Annotated in this window: 8 protein-coding genes; 2 read left to right on the top strand and 6 right to left on the bottom strand. The window is 32.4% G+C overall.

All coding sequences use genetic code 11. From position 1 onward, the window contains the following. Positions 1-3: 3 nt before the first annotated feature. The 3 genes from BXU01_RS06335 to serS all read right to left on the bottom strand — a co-directional run bounded on the left by BXU01_RS06335 (position 4) and on the right by serS (position 4,173). Complete coding sequence (locus BXU01_RS06335) at positions 4-1,785, bottom strand: tetratricopeptide repeat protein (RefSeq protein ID WP_083692328.1); 1,782 nt, start codon at positions 1,783-1,785, stop codon at positions 4-6. Between the two features lie 149 nt (positions 1,786-1,934). Beyond that, positions 1,935-2,759: a prolipoprotein diacylglyceryl transferase gene (lgt, locus tag BXU01_RS06330; protein WP_083692326.1), complete on the bottom strand. Its 825-nt coding sequence runs from the start codon at positions 2,757-2,759 to the stop codon at positions 1,935-1,937. Between the two features lie 142 nt (positions 2,760-2,901). Beyond that, a complete protein-coding gene (gene serS, locus BXU01_RS06325; protein WP_083692323.1) occupies positions 2,902-4,173 on the bottom strand; it encodes a serine--tRNA ligase in 1,272 nt (423 codons plus the stop codon). Positions 4,174-4,526: 353 nt separating this feature from the next. Between serS and BXU01_RS06320 the strand changes: the two genes are divergently transcribed. Further along, the gene (locus tag BXU01_RS06320; protein WP_255373714.1) at positions 4,527-5,135 is read left to right on the top strand and encodes a DapH/DapD/GlmU-related protein; all 609 of its coding nucleotides are present in this window, start codon (positions 4,527-4,529) and stop codon (positions 5,133-5,135) included. Positions 5,136-5,350: 215 nt separating this feature from the next. On the opposite strand, the gene BXU01_RS06315 is transcribed toward BXU01_RS06320, so the two are convergent. From BXU01_RS06315 to BXU01_RS06305, 3 genes are all read right to left on the bottom strand, one after another. Next, on the bottom strand, positions 5,351-6,769 hold the full coding sequence (locus BXU01_RS06315) for a T9SS type A sorting domain-containing protein (RefSeq protein ID WP_083692703.1): 1,419 nt from the start codon (positions 6,767-6,769) through the stop codon (positions 5,351-5,353). Positions 6,770-6,809: 40 nt separating this feature from the next. Further along, positions 6,810-8,348: a patatin-like phospholipase family protein gene (locus BXU01_RS06310; RefSeq protein WP_083692318.1), complete on the bottom strand. Its 1,539-nt coding sequence runs from the start codon at positions 8,346-8,348 to the stop codon at positions 6,810-6,812. Positions 8,349-8,696: 348 nt separating this feature from the next. Then, entirely contained in the window at positions 8,697-9,239 is a 543-nt protein-coding gene (locus BXU01_RS06305) for a DUF4375 domain-containing protein (RefSeq protein WP_055094239.1), read from the bottom strand. 252 nt (positions 9,240-9,491) lie between these two features. Here BXU01_RS06305 and BXU01_RS06300 point away from each other — a divergent pair, with 252 nt between their 5' ends. Further along, entirely contained in the window at positions 9,492-11,756 is a 2,265-nt protein-coding gene (locus tag BXU01_RS06300) for a restriction endonuclease (RefSeq protein WP_083692316.1), read from the top strand. Positions 11,757-11,819 lie beyond the last annotated feature (63 nt).

Below are 11,819 nucleotides of genomic sequence, written 5' to 3'. Positions count from 1 at the left end.
AACTTATAAATTCTTGTCTCCTCTCAGCTCTCGGTATTTTTTTCTGGCATCAACAAAGTAAATACTATCCTGATGGTTAAAAATTACCTTCTCATATAAAGGTTTTGCCTTTTCTATATCTTTGAATTCGTCGTTGTAAATTTCTGCCGAAAAAAACAGCGCTTCATCTACATAAATTCCGTCACTATGATTGTCTATGATTTGTTGATATTGGCTTAAAGCCGAATTAAAATCTTTTTGACTTTCATATATTTTACCCAAACGCAACAATGTTACAGCTTCTATTTCCTGCCCTTTAAAGGTTTTAAGAATACTCTGAAACTGAGCAATTGCTTCTGGTTTCTTATTTTGATAGATTAAAAAATCACCTTTTGCAAACTGTTTTAATGCCGTTTGTGTCGAATCTGCAACCGTATTATCATTTATCAATAAAAAATATTCAAGAGCATCATTTGCAATCAATTGCGTGTTTGCCGCTTTTAACTCTTTAAACTGTTTTAAAGCCCATTCGAAATCACCTTTATAATAACTAGTTTTCGCCGCCTTTAAACTTGCTTCATGCGCCATGACATCATTCTTTAAATCCAATTGAATCTGAGAATAATAAATCAACGCCTGATTGAATTTTTCTTCTAAAAGCAAGATGTCTGCCAACTCCATCTTCGCATCTGCTTTTTGATAATCATTCAAGTTTAAATCCAATGCTTTTTTAACGATTGCTTTCCCTTCTTCAGTCTTTTTGAGATTAAAAGCCAGGAAATGCGCCTGAATTATTTGCAAAGATAAGGTAAAAGGAGTTATATCATAGGTTGTAAGCAATTGTTGTAACTCAGTATTAATGGCGGGATAATCTTTTTCCTGCGCTTTATCGATTTTAATCTGCATTAAATACGAATTGGTCTGTACCAATAAATCTAAATCTTTAGTGTTTTGAAGTATAAAATTCAGAATTTCTGCAGCAGTATCTGTATCGTCTTCGTTTAAAGCAAACTGACTTAAATTGACAATACTCGAAAGCGATTCAGGATCACGTTTGTAAATGGCTTTTTCCTGAATAAAGGCTTTCCCGAATTCTTTTTGCTGTACATAAAACCAACTTAAATAATGGTTCCAGAAAACGTCCTGATCTTTTTGGGTTCTCAGGATTAAAGCTTTACGCATTGCATCTTTAAAAGCGGTATTATCTGTTTCACCATTCATGAAACGCGATAATTGTGTCTGTATTAAATTAGCATTCTGTTGATTGTTGTATGATTCTGTCAATAAAAGATCGATCATCTGATCTGTTTTACCCAATTGTCCGTACAACATCCCGATCTGGAAATTGAAATTATAATTGGGCTGAACCTGCATTGCCATTTGATAAGATTTTAAAGCATATTCAAGCAATACTTTTTTCTCAAAAGAATTTCCAATTCCGTAAACATCATTCGGACTTGCTTTAATTTTTTCTATTGCCTGTTCGTAGTAATTTTTGGCTTTAGCCTCGTTTTTTTGTAATTGAAAGTTATATCCTAATTCTACTAAAAAAACACCTTGTTTGTATCTGTTGTAGCGCTCCTGAATGATTTTTTGAGCCAGATCAAATTGCTGCAATTGCTGATAACAATCTACAGTTCTTAAAAAATACTGAGTATTGGATGGCGAAGCTTTTAAAAGCTCTTCGTAACTGATTTTTGCTTTCTCGAAATCACCTTTATCAAAGTAATATTGAGCCAGTTGCTCATTTTGTGCTAACGCAAAAGTAGACCATAATAAAACGATGTAAATAAAGATGTTTTTCATATTTTCAGTCTTTTTCAGTATTCAGTCTTTTTCAGTCGCAGTTTTCAGTATTCAGTCTCAGTTTTCAGTCTCGGTATTCAGTCTCGGTATTCAGCGCAATTCACTGTAAACTGCGACTGTGACTGAAAACTGAAAACTGCGCCTGTAAACTAAACCTCAACGCTCTTCTTAGATTTCCAGATTATCAAAGCTATGCCAATTAATATAAACGGAATACTAAGTATTTGTCCCATATTAATGATCATATTATTCTCGAAGCTTTCCTGATTTTCTTTAAAAAATTCTATTATAAATCGCGCTACAAACATTAAAGTTAGGAAATATCCAAAAATTAATCCGTCAGATTTTCTAATATTCTTTGATCTATAAAGATAAAGAACAATTCCGAAAATCAATAAATAAGCAAATGCTTCGTACAATTGCGTTGGATGCCTTGGGATCATATCGTCTCTTTCGAAAACAACGCCCCAATTTCCGTTTGTTGGTTTTCCGTAGATTTCAGAATTCATAAAATTTCCAAACCTGATAAAAGCTCCTGTAACCGGAACTCCAATCGCCATTTTATCTAAAATCCATAAAAATTTAACCTTGTATTTTCGGCAATATAAAATCATTGCGATCAAAACCCCAATTGATCCTCCGTGACTGGCTAAACCCTGATAACCAACAAATTTATAAACTCCCGCTACTTTTTGAATTGGTAATAAAATTTCTATTGGATGTTGCAAAAAATAAGCTGGTTCATAAAAAAAACAATGTCCCAATCGTGCACCTAAAATTGTCCCTACGATTACATATACCAGTAAACTGTCCAGATTATCCAGCGAAAGATGTTCTTTTTTATAAATACTTCTTACAATATAATACCCTAGTAAAAGTCCGGTGGCAAAAAGAGCTCCATAATATTTTAAAGGAAAACTATCTGTTATCATAAATATAACAGGATCTACATTCCAGTTTAAAATTCCGTTCATATATGGTACTTTTTAAAAGTATTCAGTCGCAATCTTTAGTCTCGGTTTCAGTTGCAGTTTTCAGTCGCACTAAAATGTGTAACCTGAAACTGAAAACTGCGACCGCTAACTGAATATTGCGACTGTAAACTTTATTTTATTCTTAATTTATAATATCAAATCCGCAGTACGGACGTAAAACTTCTGGAATTACGATTCCTTCCGGAGTTTGGTAATTTTCTAATATTCCTGCCAAAACTCTTGGCAATGCCAATGAACTTCCATTAAGCGTGTGTGCCAATTGGTTTTTTCCGTCTTTGTCTTTAAAACGCAATTTCAAACGATTTGCCTGAAAAGTTTCGAAGTTAGAAACTGAACTAATCTCTAACCAACGATCCTGCGCTGTAGAAAATACTTCAAAATCATACGTTAAAGCCGATGTGAAACCCATATCGCCACCACATAAACGTAAAACGCGGTAAGGTAATTTCAATTCTTTCAAAATATCTTTTACATGTTCTACCATTCCGTCAAGTGCTTCATAAGACTTATCAGGGTGTTCAACACGCACGATTTCTACTTTATCAAATTGGTGTAAACGGTTTAATCCGCGTACGTGTGCTCCGTAAGAACCTGCTTCACGACGGAAACATGGCGTATAAGCCGTATATAAAACCGGTAATTCAGCTTCAGTTAAAAGAACATCGCGGAATAAATTCGTAACAGGAACCTCAGCCGTTGGAATCAAATATAAATCATCAATTGTTGAGTGATACATTTGTCCTTCTTTGTCCGGTAATTGTCCTGTTCCGTAACCTGAAGCTTCGTTTACCAAATGTGGCACCTGAACTTCATTATATCCTGCAGCAGTATTTTTATCTAAAAAGTAATTGATCAAAGCACGTTGCAAACGAGCCCCTTTTCCTTTATAAACTGGAAATCCTGCACCGGCAATTTTCACACCCAATTCAAAATCGATGATATCGTACTTTTTTACCAATTCCCAGTGAGGTTGTGCACCTTCATGAAGAACCGGAATATCACCTTCTTCAAAAACATTCAAATTGTCATCCGGAGTTTTTCCTTCAGGAACAATATCAGCCGGAAGATTTGGTAATGTATATAATTTATCAGTCAATTCGGTTGCCAAAGCTTCTGCTTTTTCACCTAGTTCTTTACTTTTTTCTTTTAATGAAACCGTTTTTTCTTTTAAGATTGCCGCTTTAGACTTCTCTCCCGCTTTCATTAATTCTCCAATATCTTTGGACAATTTATTAGATTCAGATAAAGTGTTGTCTAATTCTACTTGTGTAGCACGACGGTTTTCGTCTAATTGCACGACTTCTTCAACAACGCTTTTAGCATCGATATTTCGTTTTGCTAAAGCCTTGATTACTTTCTCTTGATTTTCTCTAATAAATGCGATTTGTAACATAGCTTGATTTTTATAACTATTGTATTTTTTTATAATGGAAGCAAATTTAAGGAAATGTTTTATAAGATCACGACAAAGTTGATTCTAAAGTTATTTCGCGCGTTATTACGCAGAGATGCACGAAGAATACACGGAGATGTGTAAAGATTTTTTAATAAAATTAAACCCGGCGGGGTGAAATTCTTAGCGCATTAATATGTCGCTCCTCTGGAGCTTAAACACAAACTCAATACATTTTTTCTATAAATATGACGCTCCTCTGGAGCTTTGTTATTAATATTCCTTGGTGAAGCTTTGGGAAACTTCACATCTTCAAAATAAAAAATCATTAAATTGCAATTAAAAATACCATCATGCTTATCGACCATTTTATCGAAGATTTCTCTAAGACTTTCAGCGATCTTTCTACTTCAGAACCATGGAATATTACGAATGACCTTAAAAATATAATCGAAAAAATGATCCTCAATCTGGGTGACGATTACATCATTCAGGACAATATCGCCATTCATAAATCGGCCACGATCGAAAATAATGTTACGATAAAAAAACCGGCCATTATTAGCGAGAACTGCTACATTGGGGCAAATGCTTATTTTAGAGAAGGTGTTTATCTAGACAAATCGGTAAAAATTGGTCCGGGTTGCGAAGTAAAAAACAGCATTATTTGTTCAGGCACTGCGATTGCCCATTTTAATTATATCGGAAATAGTATCATTGGCAGAAACATCAATTTTGAAGCGGGTTCGATTGCCGCAAATCATTACAACGAAAGAGCGAATAAAAAAATATCCGTGCTTTATGATAATAAGGTTATCGAAACAAACTCGGATAAATTTGGTTCTTTGGTTGGAGATAATTCCAGAGTTGGAGCAAATGCCGTTTTATCGCCGGGAACTATATTGGCTAAAAATTCTATTGTAAAAAGATTAGAATTAATAGAACAAGTGATTCCGGAGTAGTTATCGTCATTTCACGATGAAAGGCGATTAAACCAATATTTTTTTATTTTCGGTCCAACAAAACCCCAGCGGGGTAACATATTTGTAGCAAATAAAAAATCCAAACGAATCCAGAGCCCCAGCGGGGTGAAATCCTTGGCGCATTAATATGTCGCTCCGATGGAGCTTGAACACAAAACCAAATACAATTCTATAAATATGACGCTCCTCTGGAGCTATTCTTTTATTACTTTAAAAATTTCTGTTGAATTTCCTGCAACAACTTTTAGTAGATAAAAACCAGGTGATAATGTCGAAACATCGATTTTTCCATCGGTGCTTTTTCCTTTTAGAACAGAAACCGATTCGAAACTAAAAAACTCATAATCAAAATTAAGATCAAAATTCTCAATCGAAACAATTGTAGAAACAGGATTAGAAGAAACTGAAGGCTTTTTAAGATCTTCAACTTTGGGCTGAACATTATTACAGGCATTTTCTAATAATGATGATAAATCTGTTTCATCATAAACCAAAGAATACTTAAGTTCGTTGGCACTTTGAAACAATTTGCACGCTTTTTTATATTTGTGCTGATCTAGATAAATAATTCCCAGATTTTTCATCGCATACGAATTGTTTTTATCCAGTTTCAATGCGTCTTTCAAATCAGCAATTCCTTTATCTGATTCTCCTAACTTATGATAAAGTAAACCTCGGGTAGTTTTTAGATTTCTGCCTCCTGAAAATGCATTACGTTCTGTGATGGCTTTTTCATATTTAAAAGCCATCATAATATTATCCATCGCTTTTTGATATTCGCCAGTATCACTATACAATTGGGCAAGCGCCCATCTCGCATCGGCCATTTCAGGTTTTTGGGTTATGATTTTTTCTAAATAATAACTTGCCAAATCATACGCTTTTCGATCTTGCAAAAGAGCCGCAAAATTGTATAAAATATGCAGATCTTCAGGAGCATTTTTTATGGCTTTGAAATAATAATTAAAAGCAAAACTATCCATATCCAGCGATGCATAAATACTCGCTAATCTGTCGTAAAGCTTGCTTCTAAATACATCTTTCTTTTCTGCCAAAGAATCTGAAAGTGCTTTATTTTTAGGATCTTTATCTATCGAATATTCAACTTTTTTTAAATCTTCGAGTGCCAATGTTGTATTTCCCAAACTAATACTTAAAACACCGCGATTGTAGAGATCGTTTACTTTAACCGGATTGTAATTGGTTTTTGTATTAATATCCGTCAATAATTGAAGTGCTTTTTTAACCGATTCTTCCCTGTCTTTACCAAACGGTAATTTATGATCGGTTCTGCTGACTAATTTCCCGTGCGAATAATTCCAGGTAACCAGTTTTTCGCCTTGTTTATTGTACTGAAAAGCATTTGAATCCTTAAAACCTTTATCATCATAATAAAAAATCTCGTTTAGCTTTCCGTTTGGATAATAGGTTTTGGTACTGTCGGGTTTTTTATCAGGTCCATACCAGATTTCTACAGAAACGGCATGATTATTATAAAAATAGCGGGAAACATCCTCCTTTTTTTCAGCGCTTTTTTCCTGAGAAAATAATAAAACAGGGAAAAACAATACAGCGAAAAATATCTTTTTACAAGCGAAAAGTGGTTGAGTCAAAACAGTAAGGATTAAATACGAATTCAAATTTCGGACAAAATTACTTATGTTCAACCAACAATTCTCTTAATTCATTGGTTTTTAAATACACTGCAAAACGACCTGAAAGTAATAAAATTTCTCTTTCTTGAGGAGTGATTCTTAGTTTGGTTTCTACATGCGAGGCATATTCATATAACATCAAAACCTGTCTGGCAGATAAATCTTTAAATTTTTCCTTATCTAAAGTCGCAATAATTACTTCGCCATCTTTATCTTTTTTAAACGAATCTTCGCCAAATTTCATGATAAGTTCTTGCTTAAAATTGCCAAATAATTTTGCCCAACTACTCGATTCATCATTGGTGTTTTTTAACTCAAACACCAAATCTTCATAAGGATAATTTTTTTCCATCTTTATCAAATAATCCCTAATTGTGGTAAAACCAATGATCTGATAATTTGAGACTGGTATTTTGTAACGCTCAAAAGTATTCTCGACATCTTTATCAAAAGTCATGTATCGAGTTTGAACGGTGTATAATGAAGCCGTTTCAAACAACGAAATCAACCTGATTTTTGCATCGTTTATATAAGGAGTTTTTTTTCCTTGCCCCAGACAATCGATAAAAAGTGCTTTTTTATTTTTATCACTCACTTTTGTATCGTTATAAAGCAATTCGACCAAAGTTCTGTAACCCATATTATCTGATGCGCCGCCATCGACAATACACAATATTTTGTCCTGATTTTTTACGCCAAATTTCACTTTAGGCAAAACTCCCGGAAAAGCAGAACTTGCCGTTATAGCATACGTAAGCGGAAAGTTGTAACCATCATTAACCTCATTTTCGTTTAATGCAATTGGCGCTTTATTGGGTGCCAAAGACGAATTGAGATTTAATCCACGAATAATATGAGGCATAAACGGAATGCGTTCGCCATTATTAAAAGCTGTTCCGTTTGCTACAAACATGGGTAAAGACGGAACTGACTTGCTGTTTTTGGGAATAAAAAAATCCGACATCATCATTTGAGTCCCAAACTTATTGGTATTATCGGGATTCAGGGCGTCGTATTGCAAAATATCTGAATCTATACGTTGCGTCATCGATATTTTATCACCTTTTTCGTTTCGGCTATTATTTAAAAGAGACAAAATATTGGCCGATTTATCGACGTAATCCTTATAAGCATCGGCTTTAGAAAAGTAAAATTCGTTGAAGGAACAATTATCCTGAAACAATTTATTTTTAAGAATCGTTAAATAATAACCCGCCGAAAAACAACCTCCGGAAACAGTTGAGAAATAATCGATCTCGTTCAGGAAATTACGCTGCGAATTGTCTTCCTGAATTTCTTCTAATCCCAAAAGCACGCCCATACTAAAAAATTGCGCTCTCGAACCTCCGCCCGAAATACCAATTCCTAAAGCGATATTAGGATTCTGAAACTTTTTATCGCGTTCCTGAACCGACTTATAATCGCTTAACGAAACCGAAGGAATCGAACTATAATTGATCTCTGAAAAAAGGTTGATTTTGTTTTGAGAAAACCCTATTTGAAGAAAAAGCAATATCAGGAAGTATCTGCATCTCATTTTTTGACTTTTTATAATCGCTAAAGCATTAAAGGCTAAATTAATAAAGTTATTTTAGAAACTAATATGAACACTTCACAAAGATTCCCTAAGTTTTTTAGATGTCAGGCTGAGCGTCCCGAGGCGTCGGGAGAAGCCCTAAAAGTTTTTTAAGCCACAGATTATGATGATTAAAATGTTTTTTTAAAATCGGCTTAAATCTGGGTGAACAAAATAATTCACTAGAGTTTATTAATCGCGCAAAGGCGCAAAGAAAATAAAACTTTGCACCTTTGCGTCTTTGCGCGAAATTCTCTAGACATTAATCAAAAAACTTTGTGCAACTCTGTGGTAGATTCCAGCAAAAATTTAAGCCCTCTTTATCTCATGCCCCACATATTCTTCTAAAGTTGCAAACATATCATCTACAGAAAGCACTTCGAAATCAGGATGGTTTTTCAGGAAATTAGCATTCAATGTAACCAGGTTTTCTTCAAGTTCAAAGAAAGTGTCGTTGTTTAGCAAATCACGAGTTGGGTTTACACCTTCTAGTTTTCCACTTACGAATTTATTCAGCTTCACGCTGCTCATTAATTTTACCTTTTTACTTTGTTGCTGAAACAATTCAAGATGTTTTTCGGCACCAATCAAAGCCAAACCTTCTTCGATAAGTTCGTTCAGTTCTTTATTCCAACCAGATTTATAAACAAACTGAGCAAAATTTCCTTCGGCATATTGCGAATAGTAATAATCAAGATAGTAACTCATCAACGCATCTTCGTGAATAAATTCGTCATCGACACCTTCCTCACGCATTAAATTGATTACCGAAATATTAGAGTGAATCACATCCTGAAGATTTTCACTATTCATTGCTGTTTCAGAAACTATTATTCTACCAAATTCCTCCATTTTGTTTTGTTTTGAGATTGATTTGCAAATTTCGGCGAAATAATAATAGGAATGCGAATATTTTTTTGGGCGTTCCCTCCGGTCGGGCTATTCGCTGCAAGTCCTCGCACTTCCTTCGTCAGGCTGTGGGCTTTTCGCTGCTATCCCTAACGCAATCTCGTTTTTATAAGACGATTTTATTTTGTGAGATTATTTTGAAGTAAAAAAGATTATTTTAGCATGAGATATTTTTAACACAAAAGAGATATCTACATGATAAAAAAAGTAGTAATGGCAAATTATGATTTTCAGAGTATATTATCTCCATTTGATTTTGAACATCTTGTTCGCGATCTTTTATCCCGAAAACTTCAATCGGAATTAAGCACATTTGCAGAAGGGAAAGACAAAGGAATTGATCTTAGACATGCAAAAGGTACTGACGAAAGTATAGTTGTTCAATGTAAAAGAGTTAAAAAAGTAACAAAAGCATTGATTGACGATGAAGCTATAAAACTCGAAAAATTAAATCCTGAAAAATATTATCTTGTTTTATCAAATGATATAAGTGTTGGTTTGACTGATTATATTCTAGAGAAATATAAGAATTGGATGGACGATGAAAACAATATTTATACTCGTTCAAAACTAAATTCACTACTAGATGATTATCCTGACTTACATCAACGAAATTTCAAATTATGGCTTAATAGTTCTACAATTTTTAATACTTTAATTAATAAACCTTTATACGAAAGAGCTAAATTTCTAATTGGAAATATTCAAAATGATTATAAATATTATGTTAGAGGAGAAAGTTTTAACAAAGCAATTGATATCTTAAACAAATATCAATTTATAATTATTAGCGGAATACCAGGAATAGGAAAAACAACTTTAGCGAGACTTCTTTTATGGGAATATCTTCAAAATGATTTTGAAATCATTGAGATAAGAAAGATTATTGAAGGAGAACAAATATTAGAAGAAAATTCCGAAACAAAACAAGCATTTTATTTCGATGATTTTTTAGGTGAAAATTTTTTAAAATACGACGTATTAGATGGTCGATCAAATGATTTAATTGAGTTAATTAATCGTATAAAAAAAAGCAAAAATAAAGTCATGATAATGACTACTAGAGAATATATCTTAAATCAAGCCAAAGATGTTTATGAAAAATTAAATTCCTCAGAAATTGATTTAGGTAAGCAAACATTAGATTTAAGTTCATATTCTAAGAGAATAAAGACATTAATTTTTTATAATCATTTATATTACTCAGATGTTTCTATTGAGCATATTAGAGCGCTAATCATATCTGGTGCTTATAAAAAAATAATAAATCATAAAAATTATAGCCCACGAATTATAGAACAACTAACAGTTAAGTTAGATAATGTTTCCATTGAGCTTTATCCTAAAGAATTTTTAAAAAAACTAAAGAATCCATTAGATATTTGGGAGAAAGCATTTAACTCTCAAATTTCAGATGGTTCAAAGATTATTTTATATGTTTTACTGTCAAATTCAAATTCAATAATTTTAAAAGACTTAAAAATTGCAATAAATAGTTTATCTAAAGAAGCAATTGAGAACCTTGGATTAGATTATAAGCATGGAAACTTTAAAAAGTACTTAAAGGAGTTGGAAAATAGTTTTATAAAAATTGGCGTAACTGATAAATCAAATCATTATGTAGATTTTCAAAACCCTTCAATTAAAGATTTCTTATTATTAATTGTTCAAGATGATGAAGATATAGCAAGGACGTTAATTCAAAATTCAATTTACCTTGATCAACTTGTATATTCTATTCGATACCTCTCAAAAAAATTCATACAGGATATTAATTTTCAAAAGATAATTGATAAAGCACTTTTAAGCAAACTAGACAAGATCCAAAACCCTATTAGAGTGGATTGGTTAATTGTTGAACGTAATACTCAATTAAAAACTATTGAAATATTAGATAGTTTAAAATTTTATATACAAATAACTTCCGATCAAGAACTAAAAAATTATATTTTTAATAAATTTGAAGAAATTGATATTTCACAATTATCTTATTATGAAGAAAGAAATTACATCCAATTTTATTTAGATTTCAGTAATGAAATATCTATAGATTATTTATTGATCTTAAAAAAAGTTGTAGAAAATATTAGCTGGGGAGAGAGTATTAAAAACTTAGAAATGCTTAGAGAAGTAAATGAAGAAAAATATGACAAATACATAGAAAACAATAAAATAGAAGTAGTAGAAAAAATCAAAACTGCCATAAAACAGGAAATACAATACACTTCTAGTGAAAGTGATTTAAATTATTTTGAAAAAAATTTATTGGATTATGATCTTAAAAGATATTCTATCTCTGAAAAAGAATTTGAAGACTCATTTGCAAGTAAAAGGAATGAAATAATTCTATCAAGACCTGAAATTTCAGAATCTACGGAAATTGAAATAGATGAAATTTTTGAAGAAAGTGAAGTTTTTGAAGAAGATGAAATTTTCAGAATGGAAATGTTTGATAAATAGCAATTTATCATGACATAAAATATATGAGATTACACATTATAGATCTACAATCAGTACCAATAA

The sequence above is a fragment of the [Flexibacter] sp. ATCC 35103 genome (assembly GCF_001975985.1).
In the GTDB taxonomy this organism is placed as follows: Bacteria; Bacteroidota; Bacteroidia; order Flavobacteriales; family Flavobacteriaceae; genus Flavobacterium.
This window is presented reverse-complemented; position numbering and strand designations above follow the sequence as displayed.

Bases quoted from the DNA above. Each gene is read 5' to 3' on its own strand.
- BXU01_RS06310 (WP_083692318.1), bottom strand. From the start codon at position 8,348: ATGAGATGCAGATACTTCCTGATATTGCTTTTTCTTCAAATAGGGTTT.
- BXU01_RS06320 (WP_255373714.1), top strand. From the start codon at position 4,527: ATGCTTATCGACCATTTTATCGAAGATTTCTCTAAGACTTTCAGCGAT.
- BXU01_RS06300 (WP_083692316.1), top strand. From the start codon at position 9,492: ATGATAAAAAAAGTAGTAATGGCAAATTATGATTTTCAGAGTATATTA.
- serS (WP_083692323.1), bottom strand. From the start codon at position 4,173: ATGTTACAAATCGCATTTATTAGAGAAAATCAAGAGAAAGTAATCAAG.
- BXU01_RS06305 (WP_055094239.1), bottom strand. From the start codon at position 9,239: ATGGAGGAATTTGGTAGAATAATAGTTTCTGAAACAGCAATGAATAGT.
- BXU01_RS06335 (WP_083692328.1), bottom strand. From the start codon at position 1,785: ATGAAAAACATCTTTATTTACATCGTTTTATTATGGTCTACTTTTGCG.
- lgt (WP_083692326.1), bottom strand. From the start codon at position 2,759: ATGAACGGAATTTTAAACTGGAATGTAGATCCTGTTATATTTATGATA.